15 protein-coding genes are annotated in these 19,261 nt (G+C 35.9%); 1 reads left to right on the forward strand and 14 read right to left on the reverse strand.

Going from position 1 to position 19,261, the window contains the following annotated elements; translation table 11 throughout:
- Positions 1-17: 17 nt before the first annotated feature.
- From minD to glf, 14 genes are all read right to left on the reverse strand, one after another.
- The gene (minD, locus tag BHF70_RS03795) at positions 18-803 is read right to left on the reverse strand and encodes a septum site-determining protein MinD (RefSeq protein WP_075759016.1); all 786 of its coding nucleotides are present in this window, start codon (positions 801-803) and stop codon (positions 18-20) included.
- 18 nt (positions 804-821) lie between these two features.
- On the reverse strand, positions 822-1,547 hold the full coding sequence (minC, locus tag BHF70_RS03800; protein WP_075760516.1) for a septum site-determining protein MinC: 726 nt from the start codon (positions 1,545-1,547) through the stop codon (positions 822-824).
- A gap of 19 nt (positions 1,548-1,566) precedes the next feature.
- A complete protein-coding gene (locus BHF70_RS03805) occupies positions 1,567-4,482 on the reverse strand; it encodes a penicillin-binding transpeptidase domain-containing protein (protein WP_075759017.1) in 2,916 nt (971 codons plus the stop codon).
- Positions 4,483-4,998, reverse strand: coding sequence for a rod shape-determining protein MreD (gene mreD, locus BHF70_RS03810; RefSeq protein ID WP_075759018.1), 516 nt, complete (start codon positions 4,996-4,998; stop codon positions 4,483-4,485).
- A gap of 13 nt (positions 4,999-5,011) precedes the next feature.
- A complete protein-coding gene (gene mreC / locus BHF70_RS03815) occupies positions 5,012-5,878 on the reverse strand; it encodes a rod shape-determining protein MreC (RefSeq protein ID WP_075759019.1) in 867 nt (288 codons plus the stop codon).
- A gap of 18 nt (positions 5,879-5,896) precedes the next feature.
- Complete coding sequence (locus tag BHF70_RS03820) at positions 5,897-6,862, reverse strand: rod shape-determining protein (RefSeq protein WP_075759020.1); 966 nt, start codon at positions 6,860-6,862, stop codon at positions 5,897-5,899.
- A gap of 10 nt (positions 6,863-6,872) precedes the next feature.
- Complete coding sequence (gene radC / locus BHF70_RS03825) at positions 6,873-7,571, reverse strand: RadC family protein (protein WP_075759021.1); 699 nt, start codon at positions 7,569-7,571, stop codon at positions 6,873-6,875.
- Between the two features lie 124 nt (positions 7,572-7,695).
- Positions 7,696-8,979: a methionine gamma-lyase family protein gene (locus BHF70_RS03830; protein WP_075759022.1), complete on the reverse strand. Its 1,284-nt coding sequence runs from the start codon at positions 8,977-8,979 to the stop codon at positions 7,696-7,698.
- On the reverse strand, positions 8,972-9,916 hold the full coding sequence (gene miaA, locus BHF70_RS03835; protein WP_143249362.1) for a tRNA (adenosine(37)-N6)-dimethylallyltransferase MiaA: 945 nt from the start codon (positions 9,914-9,916) through the stop codon (positions 8,972-8,974). The genes BHF70_RS03830 and miaA overlap by 8 nt, the downstream gene beginning before the upstream one ends.
- Before the next feature lie 3 nt (positions 9,917-9,919).
- On the reverse strand, positions 9,920-10,291 hold the full coding sequence (cdd, locus tag BHF70_RS12320) for a cytidine deaminase (RefSeq protein ID WP_143249363.1): 372 nt from the start codon (positions 10,289-10,291) through the stop codon (positions 9,920-9,922).
- 9 nt (positions 10,292-10,300) lie between these two features.
- The gene (mutL, locus tag BHF70_RS03840) at positions 10,301-12,130 is read right to left on the reverse strand and encodes a DNA mismatch repair endonuclease MutL (RefSeq protein ID WP_075759023.1); all 1,830 of its coding nucleotides are present in this window, start codon (positions 12,128-12,130) and stop codon (positions 10,301-10,303) included.
- A 2-nt stretch (positions 12,131-12,132) separates the two neighbouring features.
- Positions 12,133-14,751 carry a DNA mismatch repair protein MutS gene (gene mutS / locus BHF70_RS03845; protein ID WP_075759024.1) on the reverse strand — a complete coding sequence of 873 codons (2,619 nt, stop codon included), beginning with the start codon at positions 14,749-14,751 and terminating at the stop codon, positions 12,133-12,135.
- A complete protein-coding gene (gene miaB / locus BHF70_RS03850) occupies positions 14,744-16,162 on the reverse strand; it encodes a tRNA (N6-isopentenyl adenosine(37)-C2)-methylthiotransferase MiaB (RefSeq protein ID WP_075759025.1) in 1,419 nt (472 codons plus the stop codon). The genes mutS and miaB overlap by 8 nt, the downstream gene beginning before the upstream one ends.
- A 196-nt stretch (positions 16,163-16,358) precedes the next feature.
- On the reverse strand, positions 16,359-17,456 hold the full coding sequence (glf, locus tag BHF70_RS03855) for a UDP-galactopyranose mutase (RefSeq protein ID WP_075759026.1): 1,098 nt from the start codon (positions 17,454-17,456) through the stop codon (positions 16,359-16,361).
- Between the two features lie 158 nt (positions 17,457-17,614).
- On the opposite strand from glf, the gene BHF70_RS03860 reads away from it, so the two are divergent.
- Entirely contained in the window at positions 17,615-19,261 is a 1,647-nt protein-coding gene (locus BHF70_RS03860) for a Na/Pi cotransporter family protein (protein WP_075759027.1), read from the forward strand.

Genomic DNA, 19,261 nt, shown 5'->3' on the forward strand with positions numbered 1-19,261 from the left:
ATTCCTCGCTTCCTTCCTTATTTCTTAAATACACTGGCAAGCTTCTGGAAAAATGTTGGTCCAGTAATTTCCATAAAAGGGACATTTTCCCCCAGGACACGTTTGCATATATTTTCATAAGCTTTACCTGCCGGAGTTGAAGTTCCCACCAGTGGCTCCCCTTGATTTGTGGAAATAACAATATTTTCGTCATCCGGTACAATTCCAATAAGATTAATTGCAAGAATATCAAGAACATCATCTTTTGAAAGCATATCTCCACGGTTTACCATATCCATACGGATTCGATTGATTACAAGATCAATCTTATGTATTTCATTTGCTTCTAACAGACCAATGATCCGGTCTGCGTCACGAATTGCAGAAACTTCCGGTGTTGTCACCACTAAAGCTCTGTCTGCACCAGATATAGCATTCTTAAATCCCTGCTCGATTCCTGCAGGACAATCCAGAATGATATAATCAAACTCTTCTTTCAAATCTTCCACCAGTTTTCCCATCTGTTCCGGAGAAACAGAAGTCTTGTCCCTTGTCTGTGCAGAAGGAAGTAAAAATAAATTTGGATATTTTTTATCTTTGATCAATGCCTGTTTCATACGACAGTTACCCTCAACAACATCTACAAGATTATATACAATTCTGTTTTCCAGCCCCATAACCACATCCAGATTGCGAAGTCCTATATCCGTATCAATCAGTACTACTTTTTTCCCTTCTTTAGCAAGACCGGTTCCAACATTTGCTGTTGTTGTAGTTTTTCCTACCCCACCTTTTCCGGATGTAATGACAATAACTTCACTCATTTTTATTTCCTCCATTCACTAAACTGTAATCTCACTTAAAAGCGCTTTTGATATTGGTTCAATATATATCTTTCCATCTTCAACAAATGCAATCTGCGCTTCCATTATCTGTGAGTCATTTTTGCTTCTGCCAAATTTCTTTCTCTTCCTATCTTTTTCTTCATCAGAGCATCTGGCTATCATATTTCCTATCCTTACCTGCATAGGCTGCATATCCAGCGCAGCTATAAATGATTTCTCATCTCCATCTGTTCCTGCATAAACATACCCCTTAGCACAACCAAGTATAACCACATTCCCTTTAGCCATCACTGTTGCTCCAGGATTAACATCACCCACAACAACAACACTTGAATCTGATTCAAGACTTTGTCCTGATCGAAGGGTTCCTTTATAAAACTGTCCAGAAGTAACATTAGCCTCTTCCTGCTTTTTTTCTTTTAAATGGATATATTGATCCATTGTTTCTTTAAAAATGTTATCTGCCAGTTTATCATCTTCAATAATATATGCGATTTCTAAAGAACTGTTTTCTGAAATAATATCCAGCAACTCTCTCATTTGTATGGAATTGAGTTTTCTCCCTTCAATTTTAACAGCTATCTGCTTCTTACTGTTAAAAAAATCCTTTGCCTGTATAAACTTTTCTTTTACGACCTGTTTTAATTTTCGAAAATCCATCTCTGAATCCAGTACAATTGTCAGACCATAATTATTTCCCTTTAATAATACAGGATCTTTCATATAATCCCTCACCTTTCCCTTAATCTCCTGCAACACTTGAAGCTGCCTCAGTGGCAATATTATTTTTCTTCTCCAGCTGTGCTTTTTTCTTATCTCCCGCAAAATAATATTCATAAACATCTTTTGCTACAGATGCTGCATTGGAAGATGTATATCCATACGGTATTACCACAGTTACAGAAATTTCCGGATCTTTATATGGCGCAAAAGAAATGAATAACGCATGGTTTGGACGTTTCTTATCTTCCTGTGCCGTTCCGGTTTTACCTGCAATCTCAACCTTTGTTCCATTAAAAATACTGCTTACAGAACTGTCTTTTCCTGTTACTACTCGACGCATACCGGATTGGACTGCATCCCAGTATTCTGTTTTGTATGTTACTTTTCCTTTTTTCTTTACATTATATTTCTTTATGGTTTTTCCATTATCATTTGTAATCTTATCAAGAATACTCAAATCGAAGACTGTACCCCTGTTTGACAGAGTCGTCACATAATTGGAAATCTGACTTGGAGTAAAACTGTTTCGCCCCTGTCCGATAGCCGAACGAACAGATGTCTCATCTGACACCTGAGGTGAAGCTTCATCCAGCTCAATACCTGATTTTTTATTTAATCCAAGTTCCGTTGCATACTTCTCCAGATATTTAAGTCCTTGTTTACTACTGTATGTTCCAGATTTATTTCCTAATTGATATCCTACCTCATAAAAGAAATAATTACAAGATGCTTCTATTGCACCTGAAACATTTTTTGAACCATGCTTGTCCGGATATTTCCAGCACTTAGCTGCTGGAGTAATTTTATCATATAATCCGGTACAATTAATCGTCGTTCCGGTAGTAATCACTTTTTCATTTAATCCCGCCAAAGCGGACAATGGTTTAAATGTAGATCCTGGAGCAGTTTTATGATTTAACACCTGATTATATAATGGTGTTGATGTGGAATTGGCAAGCTGTCTGTAATATCCTGAATCTGTTCCATTTGAAAGCCTGTTACTATCATATCCCGGGTAACTTACCATTGCTTTAACTTTTCCCGTTTTTGAATCTGTAATTACTATAGAACCAGAACAAGGATCTAATCCCAGCTGTGCAGGTGTAATCTCCAGTTTCTTTAATTTATTGTAAATAAAAGAATAACTGCTCAAAGAACCTGACTTAAGTCCTGTATAATCACTATCACCTTTTTTCTTAAGAATTCCCTGTTCATACAGCAATAAACAAACTTCTCTTCCAGATAATTTTCCTGTATCAATCTTTTGTTCACAAACAGTCATATCAAAATCATCTGCTTCTATCAACTGATCTTCAATATATGATGCAAGTGCTTTCATTATCTCTTCAGTATCATTATATTTACTTTTAATACTCAGATTAGAAATATCAATCCATTCCTTATTTATTGCATATCGAAGAAATTCTCCCAAACCTATTTTTTCATTTTTCCATTTCTGGTATGTCTTATCTTTAGTATCAATTGAACTGCTTAATAAAATCTTTTTACTGGTCAGCAATTTATACACATAAGTTGCATATGCCTGTCTTTCATCACTTTCACTCTTGTAAGATTTGTGACTGTTCATAATCATATCAACTGTTGAATCAATAGCTGAATCTTTTAATTTCTGAATCTTTTTATATATTTTCTTCTCATAAGGCGTCGCATCATTGCCATTTAAATTTTCCAGATCAATGATTCCATTTCCAATCAATGCATAGTAAGTATCTTTAATTGGAATTTTAATATTCTCACGATTTGTTCCTTTACTATCGGAAGGTGTCAACTTTGAAAGAACGATTCCGGCAATTTTTTTCTCCAGAAGATTATACACATATTCCTGAAGTTCACTGTCTATTGACAACGTTACATTATTACCTGTCCCTGCCTTAACCGTCTTTGTGGTATCTACAATTTTCCCAATATTATTTACAATAAGTGTCTGACTTCCACTATCTCCATGAAGATAAGATTCCAGTTCCTTCTCAATCCCGGCTTTTCCAACAGTTTCATCCATGGAATAATAATCCTTATCATCTTCGCTTTTTCCTTTATTGTACTCTTCCAGTTCATCTGTATTAACCGTTCCTGTATAACCTACCACATGGGACATTGCCTCACTTTTATTATAAACACGAATAGATTTTGTAGAAATATCTATTCCCGGTAAATTTCCACTTCGTTCCTCGATTTCCGCAATACTCTTGTTACTGATTTCACTGGCGATGGTTACCTTCATATATTGAGAATACCTGCTTAAAAAAGCACTATAACGAACAGACATGATTTTCAGAGCATCTTTATTCGAATACTTTTTATCAATGTCAAACATTTTTCCGGTTCCTGCTGAACCAAGAGTTCCATTTCTTAAATATTCAAACACTTCTTTGGCTGATGCATTCAGCTGTTTTTCTCTTAATTCTTTTTCAGAAGCTGATAAATCGGATGTATCTTTACCAATTCCGAATACATCTCTTTTGAATTTTTCCAGCCGAGATCCGGTTTCTGTGAAACGAAACTTGCCACTGCCTGTAATTTCTATTGGGATATCATTGATAAATGTATCTCCATTACTTTCCAGTATTTTAATCACTTCATAAATAATACGGTTTTTTTCGTAGTTTTCAGAAGTGTCATTTTTTTCTGCAAGAGTCTTAAATGCATTATCATTCTGAAATGTCACTGTATAAACAAGCTTATTATAAGCCAGCAGCTTTCCATTGCTGTCATAGATATTTCCTCTTGTCCCGGAAATCTTCACTGTCTTTTCAACTTTATATGTAAAATCCTGTCTATGAGATTCCCCTTGAACAATCTGGAGAATAAAAACTCTGTAAACAAGAATACAAAAAAGCACTCCAAATAAAACCGTCAGGACTAACAGACGATTTTCCAGTAATTTTTCTGCTTTTTGATAAACTTTTCGTAACATTTAGAACATACTCCTTTTTTCACCATCGCTGATTCGAACATCAATTGCCAAAAGTATTTTATAAATTACCAATGCCACAATCGCTGTATAAACTGCTTCAGGAATCATAATGTGCCACAGATATGAGAAAAAATGAAATCTTCCTCTCAATGCAAAAAAGAAAAAGAAAATCACAACACTGTAAGCCAATGAATTTACTGCCAGAAGCCCCATAGGAAGTAAAATATCATCCTCATAAAAATGTGTATGAAACCATCCATTGGCATATCCAAACAACAAATAAACCAGTGCATACTGTCCCAGAACATCACCTGAAAAAATATCAATCAATAACCCGCATATAAAACCGATTACGATTCCCTCTTTTTTACCTCGGATAAATCCCATGGTAACAGTCAGAATCAATAAGATATTAGGTACTACATCTGCCAGTTTCAGAAAATCAAAAACTGTTGTCTGCAAAAGGAAGCAGGTAATCACTGATATAATATAAAATACAATTCTTTTTATACTCATTTGATTTCACCTGCTATTCTTTCGTTCCTTCGTCTAATGATTCTGTCTTCTTAATATCCGTAATTACCAAAACTTCTTTTAAATGTTTAAAATCAACAATCGGGGTTACTCTGGCTGTTTTTGTAAGCTTTGTTGAATCCAGTTTAATATCGGATACTTTTCCAATGGTGATACCTTCATTAAATTTTGAACTGATATAAGAAGTAACCAGTTCATCCCCATTTTTCACTTTTGCATCTTTATCAATATATACAACTTCCAGATACCCGTCTGCCATAGTATCCAGACTTCCTTTCACGATACAGTTATCTTTTGTTTTTAAAAACATGGCACTTACCATACTTGTATCATTTATGATTGTTCTTACTTTCGCAGAATGAGATGTTACATCATATACGATACCTACCAGTCCGTTATCTGCAATAACGTTCATATCTTTCTTGATTCCATCTTTACTACCTTTGTCTATCGCAAAAATCTCAAACCAGTTTCCTGAACCTTTACTGATTACTCTGGCACCCACAGTGTGATATTTTTTATATTTTGCCTTTAATTTAAGCAGGTCCTGAAGTCTCTCCAGCTCTACCTGATCCTGCTGCAGAATCCGATTCTGCATCTTCATTGCATTAAGTTTTTCCTGGAGCAGTTCATTTTCAGCTTTCAGCTGTTTTTTTGTCTTAATATCTTCATTCCATGAAAACACCGAATTTCCCACTGAATTAATACCTTTCTGCATTGGTGACAGAATCATTGTAACAACATTTTTAACCGGTGTAAGTACACCTCCTGCAAATACACTGACACCAATCAGTAATCCGCAGACAGCAATAAAAATCACCAGATAATGGGTTGAATTCATTTTTTTCCTTTGCAACTTCATACAACTATCCTCGTTTCATTATTTACATTCATCAATGAGTATCTTCAGGCCACGTATAACACTATCTTCTGGTTCTTTCATGCTATGCACCTGAATGCCCAATTCCTCTTCCATCCAGCTTTCTGCTTTGGAAAATGCTGCTCCACCACCTGAAGTATATATACCATGAGCCATAATATCTGAAGCAAGCTCCGGTGGAACAATCTCAAGCAGAGCTTTTGTCTCCATGGTTATTTCATGAATATAGTCCCTGACTTTCTTCTCTGCAGCAAGTACTGGAACCCAGGTTTTTCTAGGTAATCCACTGACCAGATCCCTTCCTTTGATTATCACAGATTTATCATTCTCACATTTGGAATATTGCATTTTTAAACGTTCTGCACTTTTCTTTCCAATATTTATATTATACTCTCGTTTCATCTGATGGACAAGCCATTGATCAATCTGATTTCCCCCAAAAGGAATCAAACGGCTGCTTACAATTCCTCCCAAAGAAATAACTGATATTTCTGTTGTTCCAGCGCCAAAATCAACTATCAGATTTCCAGAGGGTTTAGAAACATCTATTCCATTTCCCATGGCAGCAAGTACCGGTTTGGGAATAAGATGCACTTCTCTCAAATGTCGTACAGATTCCCATATTAAATCAGAAAATGCTCTTCTCTCAACTCCTGTAATATCTACAGGTATAGCAACATTTACCGTATATTTTCGGAAATGGCGAAAATACTTTCGAAATACTGAAGTAAGCAAAAGACGCATATTGGTATAATCCCCTATCACACCACAATGAACAGGCGCGATCATCTGAATCTCCCGCGGTTCCTTCTCCAGCATCAGAAAAGCTTCATTTCCTATTGCAGAAATCTTTCCATAACAATCCATTGCAATTAGATTCTTCATTTTAAGAAACTGTTCTTTGCCCTGTATACAAATTCTCAAATTTCTTGTTCCCAATTCGATTCCTATCTGACCTTTTTTCATATTAATCTCCTTACATCATCTGTTCTTCGCGAAAACTCACATAAGAATGATCTCCGATGATAATATGGTCAGACAGTGGAATTCCGACAAATTCTCCAATTTCTTTCATTCTCTTAGTCGTCAGAATATCCTGTCTGCTTGGAGTAGGATCACCTGACGGATGATTATGGACCATGATAACAGATACTGCTTCACAGCGAAATGCTTCTACAAATAACTCTCTTGGAGATGCCACCGTCTGATTTACTGTACCAACGGAAATCGTTAGCTCTTTGATGACCTTATTCTTCCCATTAAAAAAAATTAAAATCATCTTTTCACGATTCAGGTGTCGCATCTTTTCCATATAATAGTCTGCAATAGATCCAGGCGAATGGAAACTAATCTTATCTTGTGCTTTCGATGCAGAAAGACGTTTAGATAATTCAGCAATACATTGAACCTGCACTGCTTTTACAATTCCTATTCCATCAATCCTTTTTAATTCCTCCAGAGACAAATGGAAAATACCGAGAATTCCCTGATAATATGGATGTAATGATATAATTTCTCTCGCTAGCTCAATTGCCGTTTTATCTCTGGTTCCATTCCTAAGAATCACCGCAAGAAGCTCTGCATCAGACAGCATTTCAGGTCCATACTTTTCACATTTTTCATAAGGTCTTTCAGATACTGGTATCTCTTTTAGGGTTTGATGTTTTTTCTTCATTTTCTATTCCTTTCCAACCGGAAAAGAACACAAAAACATTTCTCATCTATAAATATTACCATAAGTTCCAATGGATGTATAGAAAACCATCTGGGGTTTTCCTTAAAATTTTCTTAGTATTTTATCAAATTTCTAACAACCCTTTTTCTACCATCCTCTGTAATGACATAATAATTCCATATTTTGCATGAGGATAGGTAAGTCCCCCCTGGAAGTATACTGCATATGGCTCTTTCATCGGTCCATCTGCACTTAATTCAATAGACGCTCCTGATACAAATGTCCCCGCTGCCATAATAACTTCACTATCATATCCCGGCATATCCCATGGTACAGGTGTCACATAACTGTCAATTGGAGAGGCTTTTTGAATTCCTTCACAGAAAGCAATCAGTTTTTCCGGATCATTTAATTCTACTGCCTGGATAATATCATGTCTGCTTTCCGTTCCATCAGGAATTACACGAAATCCCAGTTTTTCATAAAGATTCGCCGCAAAAACCGCACCTTTTACTGCTGCATTTACAACAGTCGGAGCCATAAACAGTCCCTGGAAAAACTGTCGGTTTACTCCAAGAGTCGCCCCAACTTCTTTTCCAAGCCCTGGTGTTGTTAATCGATAAGAACATTGTTCGATCAGATCTTTTCTTCCACAGATATATCCTCCAATTGGTGCTAAACCTCCACCCGGATTTTTTATCAAAGAGCCTACGACCATATCCGCTCCTACATTAGATGGCTCTGTTTCTTCAACAAATTCACCATAACAATTGTCGACCATTACAATCAGATTCTTATCTGTCTTTTTTATAAATTCAATTGCTTCACCAATCTGCTTTACAGATAAAGTTGGTCTTGTGGCATATCCTTTAGAACGCTGAATATGAACCAGCTTTGTATTCTTGTTAATCGCTTTTTTTATAGCTTCATAATCAAAACTTCCATCAGAAAGAAGATCCACCTGTGAATATGTGATACCATATTCTGCCAGGGATCCTTTTGATTCCCTGATTCCGATTACTTCTTCCAACGTATCATAAGGTTTTCCAGAAATAGCCAGTATTTCATCTCCCGGACGTAAATTAGCTGAAAGCGCTAATCCTAACGCATGTGTTCCACATGTAATCTGCGGTCGAACCAGTGCATCTTCTGTACCAAATACATCTGCATATACAGCTTCCAAAGCCTCTCTTCCTGCATCGTTATATCCATATCCGGTTGTTGCCCCTAAATGCACTTCTGCAATTTTATATTTTTGGAACGCCTTAAGTATTTTCAGCTGATTTAATTCTGCGATTCCATCAATTTCTGCAAAACGTTCTTTTAACCCATCTTCTATCTTATTTACAAAATCATAAACTTTTCCGTCTACACCTAATTCCTGGTAATATTTCTTTAAATTATCCATGATATATGCCTTTCTCTTTTAATGTCTTTAATATATCTTGTAATATTTCCTTCTCTGACTGATATTGGGATTTATCAATCATAGTTACTTCCTTTTCTCTTCCAAACCATGTTAATTGCCTTTTAGCAAAATGTCTGGTATCTTTTTTTATTTTTTCTATGGTCTCTTTCAGAGACATATTCCCTTCCAGATAGTCAAATACCTGTCTGTATCCTATCCCCTGCATGGAAACCATGGATTTCTCATATCCTTCCTGTTTCAGGTTTTTTACCTCTTCAATCAGCCCTTCCTGAACCATCAAATCCACTCTTTGATTGATTCTTTCGTATAATATTTCTCTTTTATCATTCAGAACAAAATAAGCAAAATTATAAGGTGATTGTTTTCCGGCTTCTTCTTCATTATGTTTGGATATAGGATATCCATTCATTTTATAAAATTCCAATGCCCGAATAACTCTTTTTACATTGTTTTTATGAATTTTTCCGGCAGATACCGGGTCAATTTCAAAAAGCATTTTATGTAAAACTTCTTTTCCCTCTGTTTCCGCTTTACAAATCAGCGATTCCCGATAACTATGGTCTGATTCTTCCTTTGTAAAATCTATATCATATAACAAGCTTTGTATATAAAATCCTGTTCCTCCCACAATCAATGGAACCTTGCCTTTTGCATATATTTTTTTCAATGCATCTTTTGCCATTCGCTGAAATCTCTCCACATGGAATTCTTCCGCCGGATCCAGTTCATCTATTAAATAATGTGGCACTCCTTTCATTTCCTCTGGTCGGATTTTGGCTGTTCCTATATTCATTTTCTTATAAACCTGCATGGAATCAGCAGAAATTATTTCTCCATCAATGGCTTGAGCAAGTCCTATAGATAATTCTGTTTTTCCCACAGCAGTTGGTCCTGTTAAAATTACCATTGGTTTCATTTATTAAAATCCTTTCGGCATTAATTCTGATAATCGATAAACTTCATATCCATTGTTGCTTTGACATATAACTTTAATATCCGGACAAAATTCATGAAGAACCTGTCTGCAGATCCCACATGGATATACTGTTCCTTCTCCATTTGATGCAATGGCAATAGCTTCAAAATCCTGTTTTCCAAAGCTAACTGCCTGTACCACAACAGAGCGTTCTGCACAAATAGCTGCTCCGTAGGAAGAATTTTCTACATTGCATCCGGTAAAAACCTGACCATCTTTCGTTAACAATGCTGCTCCAACCTGAAACTTTGAATAAGGGGCATAAGCATTTTTTTTAGCCTGATCTGCCATTTTCAACAACTCTCTGTCTTCCATATACGCCTCCTAAATAATACGCTTAAACTTCTTTTCAATTTCATATTTAGTCATTTTTATAATCGTTGGTCTGCCATGAGGACACTGATATGGATTTTCCAAAGTCATCAGCTGATCCAGCAGATGTTCAACTTCCCACGATGACATTTTCTGATTCCCCTTTACAGACATTTTACAAGCCATGGAAGCAATTTTATTGGTAATCATTTCTATTCCTGTATTTCCATGCTCCTTACTTATAGAATCCAGAAGTTCTATAAAAATATCTTTTTCACCAAGGCCATATAAATTTGCCGGCACCTCACGGATACAAAATTCATTTCCCCCAAAAGCCTCAATGGAAAAGCCAAGTTGTGCAAAAACATCCTTATATTTCGATAATATTTCTGCTTCTGTCATTGAAACAGTTATAACCATTGGTGGTTCCAGTCCCTGACTGTATATATCTTTATTTTTAAAATCCCTGATCAGCTTTTCATAATTAACTTTCTCATGTGCCGCATGTTGATCCATGATAAATAACTGATCTTCAAATTCAATCAGCCAGTATGTCTGAAACAATTGTCCAATAACTCTTCTGTCCGATCTGGCTTTCTCCTCTAAAATTGATGTTTCATTCAACGTCATCTGAACAGGTGGAGTTTTTTCCATATTTTCTGAAATGGATTGTTTTTGAATATTATAATTTATACCGGCAAAAACTGATTTTTTTTGTTCTTCCTTTGCTCTTCTGACAGATTCAAAAGGTTCTGGCATCTTTTGAATCGAAGAAGTAGTTTTATCCTTTTGGGATAATTCAGTTTTCTTTTCAATCTTCTTTTCTTTTACCACTTCTACTTGAGGGATCAGATCCTGGGAAAGGAGACATTCTCTAATCTTCTCAACTAAAAGATCATATATCTCGCTTCCATTTCGGAAACGCATTTCCATTTTAGTCGGATGGACATTGACATCCAGTAATTCCGAACGGACTTTGATATCCAGACATACAAAAGGATATTTATGAGTCATGGTAAATGTTTTATATGCTTCTTCTACTGCTTTATATATTAATGAACTTTTTATATATCTTCCATTGATAAAATAGCTTTCATAATTTCTATTTCCTCTGGAAATATAAGGCTTACCTGCAAATCCCGATAAGGATACATTTTCCGACTCTCCATTGACCGGAATCAATGCCCCCGCAATATCTCTTCCGTAAATATGGTATATGATATCCTTAACATTCCCATTTCCTGAAGTATATATCTTGTTCTTATTATTATGAATGAATTTAAAAGATACTTCCGGATGACTTAATGCCATATGAACCATGATCTGTTCTACATAACCCGCTTCTGTAGCAGCACTTTTTAAGAACTTTCTTCTTGCCGGTGTATTATAAAAGAGATTTTTCACAAGAAATGTTGTTCCGTCCGGCGCTCCGATATCAGAAAATCCTTCTTCTTCTCCACCATAAATCTTATAAGATACTCCACTAAATCCTTCTGATGTTTTGGTAACCAGTTCAACCTGAGCTACTGCACTGATACTTGATAAAGCCTCCCCTCGAAATCCCAGAGAAGAAACTGTCATCAAATCTTCCACAGATTGGATTTTACTTGTTGCATGGCGCAAAAAAGCAGTTTTTACCTGATCCTTTGGAATTCCACATCCATTATCTGTTACTCTGATTAATGTCATTCCACCGTCTTTGATTTCAACAGTTATAGCATTAGCCTTGGCGTCAATAGAATTTTCCACCAGCTCTTTTACTACAGAAGCAGGACGTTCAATAACCTCTCCCGCTGCAATATTATCAATTGTCTTTTGATCCAGTAATTGTATTTTTGCCATAATTATTCCTCATTTTTCAGCTTATCCTGTAAAAGGTAAAGATAATTCAGAGCTTCTAACGGAGTCATATCAGACAAATCTTTTTCTCTCAATTCTGCCATAAACGGATGTTCCATTGTCGGTTCATCACTTTGCTGGAAAAAGGACAGCTGTTCTGCCTCTCCATAAGGCTGAATATTCTGTGCGGCAGATGCAATGTCATGATCACTTAATTCTCTGGATATTTCTTTCGCTCTTTGAATCACGGCATCCGGTACCCCTGCAAGTTTTGCCACCTGCACGCCATAACTTTTATCTGCTCCACCCTTTATAATCTTTCTCAGAAAGACAATATTATCACCCTGTTCTTTTACTGCGATACAATAATTATTTACACTGTCAATTTTTCCTTCCAATTCCGTCAGTTCATGATAATGAGTTGCAAACAAGGTTTTTGCACCTAATAATTTAGGATTACTTATGTATTCCACTACAGCCCATGCAATCGACAGGCCATCATACGTACTGGTTCCTCTTCCTATTTCATCCAAAATCAATAAACTATTTTTAGTTGCATTTCTCAATATATTGGCAACTTCACTCATTTCGACCATGAATGTACTTTGTCCGGAAGCCAGATCATCAGATGCCCCAACTCTTGTGAAAATACGATCAACAATTCCAATATTTGCTTTTGCCGCCGGGACAAAAGAGCCAACCTGTGCCATCAGCACGATTAATGCACTCTGTCTCATATAGGTTGATTTTCCTGCCATATTAGGTCCTGTAATGATAGAAACTCGATTTTTTCGATTATCCAGATATGTATCATTTGCGATGAACATATCATTCTGAATCATCTGTTCTACCACAGGATGTCTTCCATCTTTTATATCAATAGTTCCACGAATATTTAATTTGGGTCTGACATAATGATTTCGTTCTGCCACATATGCTAGTGATGCCAACGCATCTATCTGAGCAATCACATGTGCTGTTTGGGCAATTCGTTCCATCTCTCCAGCAAGTGTTTCACGAATAATCACAAAAGTCTCATATTCCAGTGCATACAGACGATCTTCAGATCCGAGAATTGTATCTGCAAGCTGATTCAGTTCTTCTGTTGTATAACGTTCAGAGTTTGCCAGAGTCTGTTTACGAATATAGTGATCAGGAACCAGATTTTTATATGAATTAGTTACATCAAGATAATATCCGAATACTTTATTGAATTTTATCTTAAGATTTTTTATTCCCGTTGCCTTCCGCTCTCGTTCTTCCAGGTCAATCAGCCATTGTTTTCCCTCTGTTTTTGCCCTCTTCAATTTATCAATATCTTCTTTAAATCCATCTTTGATAATACCACCTTCCTTAATGGCAATTGGCGGTTCTTCCACAATAGAATCTTCCAGAAGCTGATAAATATCTTCCAATGTATCCAGATTTTCTTTTAAACGAGTCAGCAAAGGATCTTTGCATTCTTCCAATATGGTTTTAATAGGGGTAAGCCAGCGAAGGGAAGTCTTAAATGCTATCATATCTCTTGGATTGGCTGTTTTATAGCTGACTTTCGTCATAAGACGTTCCAGGTCATAAATAGGATTGAGATATTCTCTTAACTCCTCTCTGACAATTGCCTGCTTGGTCAGCGAAGTCAGAGCATCGTAACGCTCTTCTATTTTACTCTTATCAACAAGCGGCTGTTCCAGCATACTTCTCAACATTCTGGCACCCATTGCAGTTTTTGTTTTATCAAGGACCCATAAGAGGGACCCTTTTTTCTGCTTATCCCTCAATGTCTCACATAGCTCCAGATTTCTTCTGCTAGAACTGTCAATAATCATAAATTGACTTGTCTCATAAGGTGTAATATGCATAAGATGATCCAGAGAACTTTTTTGAGTTTCATGAAGATATCCAAGAAGAGCACCTGTCGCAATAATTCCCATAGGATAATCATTCAATCCAAGGCCTTCCAGATTTCCAACCTTAAACTGCTCTTTAATTCTCTCTACTGCCTGATCTTCATCAAAATAGAAATGTTCAATTCCGGAAATCATAACAGACATCTTATCTCTTAGATAATCCAGATCAATCCCGCTGATAAAAAATGCATCGTTACAAATAATTTCTGCAGGAGCAAATTTAAAAATTTCATCCTGCACTTTAGAAAGACTGTCCATAGACGTGGTACGGAAATCTCCTGTTGTTATATCTACCAGTGAAACTCCATAACTTCCATCATTACAAAAAATGCACATTAGATAATTATTTTTTTCATCATCTAAGCTCTGTTGGGAAATATTGGTTCCTGGCGTTACAATTCTAACTATTTCTCTTTTTACGATTCCTTTTGCCTGACTTGGATCTTCTACCTGCTCACAAATTCCAACTTTATATCCCTTTTCCACCAGCTTATTTAAATAGGAATCGGCCGCATGATAAGGAACACCGCACATAGGTGCCCGCTCTTCCAATCCGCAGTTTTTTCCAGTCAGTGTGATTTCCAGTTCTCTGGATGCAGTGATTGCATCATCAAAAAACATTTCATAAAAATCCCCCAGACGATAAAACAGTATGCAGTCTTTATTTTCCTCTTTTATTTTCATATACTGTTGCATCATTGGTGTTAATTTAGCCATTCACCTGTTCTCCCATATAATAAAAGCCTTTTTCTTCCATAAGTTTTACTTTCACAATTGATCCTATCTGCTCCTTACATCCTTTAAAATGAACCAGAAGATTATTTTCCAGTCTACCAGTAATCATTCCATCCTCATGGGTATTTTCCTCTTCCACCAGAACTTCTTCGATAGCTCCAACTTTTTTCTTACAATTTATTGCAGATGTTTCCTTTAACAATGCTAAAAGTCGGTCAAACCGTTCTTTGATGACATCTTTATCCACCTGATGCTCCATAGTTGCTGCAGGAGTACCAGTGCGCTTAGAATATACATAAGTATAAGCACTATCAAAACCTACTTTTTTTACAACGTCTAAAGTATCTTCAAAATCTTCTTCTGTTTCTCCCGGAAATCCAACAATAATATCCGTTGTGAAAGATACTCCAGGAATTCTGTCTTTGATTTTCTGCGCCAGTTTAAGATATTCTTCCTTTGTATAATGGCGATTCATCTCTTTTAACAATCGGGTACTTCCTGACTGCATTGGCAGATGCATATGACTGCATATTTTTTTTGAGTGAGCCATTACATCAATCAGTTCATCTGACAGATCTTTTGGATGAGGTGTCATAAAACGAATTCTTTCAAGTCCTTCAACTTTTTCAATTTCACCAAGCAGCTGAGCAAATGTCATTGGTTTTTCCAGAGTTTTTCCATAAGAATTTACATTCTGTCCAAGAAGCATTACTTCTTTCACGCCTTCTGATACTACCTGTTCTATTTCTTTGATAATATCTTCCGGTTTACGACTACGTTCCCTGCCTCTTACATACGGAACAATACAATAACTGCAAAAATTATTGCATCCATACATGATATTTACTCCACATTTAAAAGAAAATTTACGATCACTTGGTAAGTCTTCCACAATCTGATTAGTATCTTTCCATATATCAACGATCAGACTTCCTGCGTCAACTCTCTCTTTTAACAACTCTGCCAATTTAAAAATATTATGTGTACCAAAAATTACGTCAACAAAACGATAGCTTGTTCTTATTTTCTCAATAACATGCGGCTCCTGCATCATACATCCGCATAATCCTATCATCATATGAGGATTTTTTTCCTTCATCTTTTTTACCTGTCCTAAATGTCCATAAAGTTTGGTATTGGCATTTTCACGGACTGTACAGGTATTAAACAGCAGTAAATCCGCCTCTTCTGTTTCTACTTCCTGATAACCCATGGTTTCCAAAATTCCAAGTAGTTTTTCAGAATCCTTTTCATTCATCTGACACCCAAAGGTTGTTACATGACAAGTCAGTGGACGTCCCAATTCTTCCGTCTTTTCCTGCACCCATTTTTTCATCTCATCCATAAAATGCATCTGACGCTGTGTCTCATTTTTATATTCTAAAATACTCATTTTTATCTCCTTCTGATTCATTGCATACAGATTTAATTATACCCTACCAGGCAAAGTTCGTCCAGCCTGAAAGACCAGAATTTCCTAACTAAACAAAGCGGTCAATATCTTTCCTAATGAAACAAAAAAAGAATCTGAGAAATATTTTCTCAGACTCTTCATAAAATAATTATTATTAATTTGAGGTCAAATTCTTCTATAATTTTTCCTTTACAAATTTTAATGCAGATTCAATAACTTTATCCATATCATAATATTTATATTCACCTAAGCGTCCACCAAACCATACCTTTTCCTCTTTATCTCCAAGAGCTTTATATTTTTCATATAGTTCACTGTTCTTCTCATCATTTACAGGATAATATGGCTCCATTCCATCTTCCCACTCTGCCGGATATTCTTTGGATATAACTGTCTTCTCCTGAGTTCCAAATTCAAAATGTTTATGCTCAATTTTACGGGTATACGGAGTCTCTCCATCTGTATAATTCATAACAGCAACTCCCTGATGATTTTCCTCATTCAATAATTCATGCTCAAATCTTAAACTTCGATATTCCAATTTACCATAACAATAATCATAATAAGAATCTATTGTTCCTGTGTAAACTACCTTTTCAGCCATATCCATATATTTTTCTTTATCTTCAAGGAAATCTTTTCCCAGAACAACATCACAATCTTCATAAAGCTTGTCGATCAATACATTATATCCACCTTTAGGAATCCCCTGATGAGGATCATTAAAATAATTATTATCATAAATATAGCGTACAGGAAGTCTCTTAATAATTGATGCAGGTAAATCCTTACATTCCCTTCCCCACTGTTTCATTGTATAACCCTTAATCAGTTTCTCATAAACATCTGTACCTACAAGACTGATGGCCTGTTCTTCCAGATTTTTTGGTTCTCCTTTGATAGCTTTTCTCTGCTCTTCAATGATTTTTTTAGCTTCATCTGGTTTTGAAATTCCCCACATTTTGCTAAATGTATTCATGTTAAATGGAAGATTATAAGTTTCTCCATAATAATTTGCAACCGGTGAATTGACATAATGATTAAATTCTACCAGATTACATACGTAATTCCAAACTTCTTCATTACTGGTATGGAAAATATGAGCTCCATATTCATGAACCATAATTCCTTCAACTTCTCTACAGTAAATATTTCCTCCTAATACATCTCTCTTTTCTATAACCAGACATTTTTTTCCTGCTTTTTTTGCTTCATATGCTATTACTCCGTTAAAAAGTCCTCCACCTACGAGCAAAAAATCGTATTTTTTCATTATTCTCTCCTTATCGACATGTTAAATATCTCTCATTATTAGTTATTATACTGAATATCCAAAAAAATAACAACGTTTTCCTTGTATCGCCGCTGGTATTAAAGTAAAATATAAGTAAAGTTTACGTTAAGATAACGTTAAGAAGGAGAAACTACATTATGGATTACACAATTATTTTATCAATGATTGGAGGTCTTGGCCTCTTCCTGTATGGAATGAAACTGATGAGTGACGGACTTGAAAAAGCTGCTGGCGCAAAACTTCGCCGAATTCTTGAAATTTTTACAACAAATCGTCTGACAGCTATGATCGTAGGTATCATATTTACCGGTATTATCCAATCATCCAGTGCAACAACTGTTATGGTTGTAAGTTTTGTAAATGCAGGATTAATGAACCTGTCCCAGGCTGCCGGAGTTATCCTTGGTGCTAACATTGGTACTACGGTTACTTCCCAGCTGGTATCCTTTAACCTTTCTGAGGTTGCCCCTGTTTTCTTAATGACTGGTGTCATTATGGTTATGTTTATTGATAACCCCACAATCAAGAAATTCGGAGAAGTTATTTTAGGTTTTGGTGTTTTATTCATGGGATTAACCACAATGTCTGGTTCTATGTCTGTACTGAAAGAATCTCCCATCATTATGAATGCATTGAAAAGTCTTGATAATCATTTTCTGGGAGTATTGTTTGGATTTATTATTACAGCTATCCTCCAAAGTTCTTCTGTTACAGTAAGCATCGTCCTTTTAATGGCCTCTCAAGGTTTATTAGAACTACCAATTTGCTTCTTTATTATTTTAGGATGTAATATCGGATCCTGTGTTTCTGCATTGCTGGCAAGTTTAGGTGGAAACAAAGGTGCTAAGCGTGCAGCTATGATCCATTTTCTGTTTAATATTTTCGGCAGCATCGTTATCTTTATCGGATTGACCTTTGCCCTTGAACCTATCACAAACTTTTTCCTGAATATTTCCGGTGGTAATCTGGGCCGTGGTGTTGCAAATGCACATACAACGTTTAAAGTAATCGAAGTAATTCTAATGTTCCCGCTGACCAATTTTGTTGTTAATCTTACAACTAAGATTATTCCAGGAACAGATGAAAAAGTTCATCATAACGAATTGCAATATATTGGCGAACATAGTATGAATACACCTGCTGCTGTTATTCCGCAAGCAAAAAAAGAAATCAAACGCTTAGCTGATATGGCAAAAGATAATTTGGAATTATCTATGGAAGGCTTTTTGAATGCAGATGATTCAAATATTGAAAAAGTATATAAACGAGAGGAAGATATAAACTTTATCAGTCATGCCATTACAGATTATCTGGTAAAATCCAATCAGCTGACTCTTCCTGTTGCTGACCGTGCAATTCTTGGTTCCATGTTCCATGTGGTAAATGATATTGAACGTATCGGAGATCACGCTGAGAATTTTGCAGATTTCACCAAAACCGAAGTAAAACACAATGCAGCATTAAGTATCAATGCAAAAAAAGAAATTGCTATGATGTATGGTTCTGTTGCCGAACTATTAATTCTTTCCATTGAAGCTTTTATGAATGATGACTCCGATAAATATCTTCCTAGAATTAACGAGCTTGAAACATCAGTCGATTCTATGGAACGAAAATATCAAAAGCATCATATTAAACGTATGGCAAAGGGTGATTGCGATCCACAGGCCGGCCTTTTGTTTTCTGATATGTTATCTGCTTTAGAAAGAATTGCAGATCATGGTATGAATATTGCTCTTTCTATCAATGATGATTATGATAGCGAAGAAGATATTGTAGAATAG

The organism is Anaerostipes sp. 494a (assembly GCF_001940315.1).
In the GTDB taxonomy this organism is placed as follows: Bacteria; Bacillota; Clostridia; order Lachnospirales; family Lachnospiraceae; genus Anaerostipes; species Anaerostipes faecalis.

Coding starts and splice junctions, on each gene's coding strand:
- minD (WP_075759016.1), bottom strand. CDS start 803: ATGAGTGAAGTTATTGTCATTACATCCGGAAAAGGTGGGGTAGGAAAA.
- minC (WP_075760516.1), bottom strand. CDS start 1,547: ATGAAAGATCCTGTATTATTAAAGGGAAATAATTATGGTCTGACAATT.
- BHF70_RS03805 (WP_075759017.1), bottom strand. CDS start 4,482: ATGTTACGAAAAGTTTATCAAAAAGCAGAAAAATTACTGGAAAATCGT.
- mreD (WP_075759018.1), bottom strand. CDS start 4,998: ATGAGTATAAAAAGAATTGTATTTTATATTATATCAGTGATTACCTGC.
- mreC (WP_075759019.1), bottom strand. CDS start 5,878: ATGAAGTTGCAAAGGAAAAAAATGAATTCAACCCATTATCTGGTGATT.
- BHF70_RS03820 (WP_075759020.1), bottom strand. CDS start 6,862: ATGAAAAAAGGTCAGATAGGAATCGAATTGGGAACAAGAAATTTGAGA.
- radC (WP_075759021.1), bottom strand. CDS start 7,571: ATGAAGAAAAAACATCAAACCCTAAAAGAGATACCAGTATCTGAAAGA.
- BHF70_RS03830 (WP_075759022.1), bottom strand. CDS start 8,979: ATGGATAATTTAAAGAAATATTACCAGGAATTAGGTGTAGACGGAAAA.
- miaA (WP_143249362.1), bottom strand. CDS start 9,916: ATGAAACCAATGGTAATTTTAACAGGACCAACTGCTGTGGGAAAAACA.
- cdd (WP_143249363.1), bottom strand. CDS start 10,291: ATGGAAGACAGAGAGTTGTTGAAAATGGCAGATCAGGCTAAAAAAAAT.
- mutL (WP_075759023.1), bottom strand. CDS start 12,130: ATGGCAAAAATACAATTACTGGATCAAAAGACAATTGATAATATTGCA.
- mutS (WP_075759024.1), bottom strand. CDS start 14,751: ATGGCTAAATTAACACCAATGATGCAACAGTATATGAAAATAAAAGAG.
- miaB (WP_075759025.1), bottom strand. CDS start 16,162: ATGAGTATTTTAGAATATAAAAATGAGACACAGCGTCAGATGCATTTT.
- glf (WP_075759026.1), bottom strand. CDS start 17,456: ATGAAAAAATACGATTTTTTGCTCGTAGGTGGAGGACTTTTTAACGGA.
- BHF70_RS03860 (WP_075759027.1), top strand. CDS start 17,615: ATGGATTACACAATTATTTTATCAATGATTGGAGGTCTTGGCCTCTTC.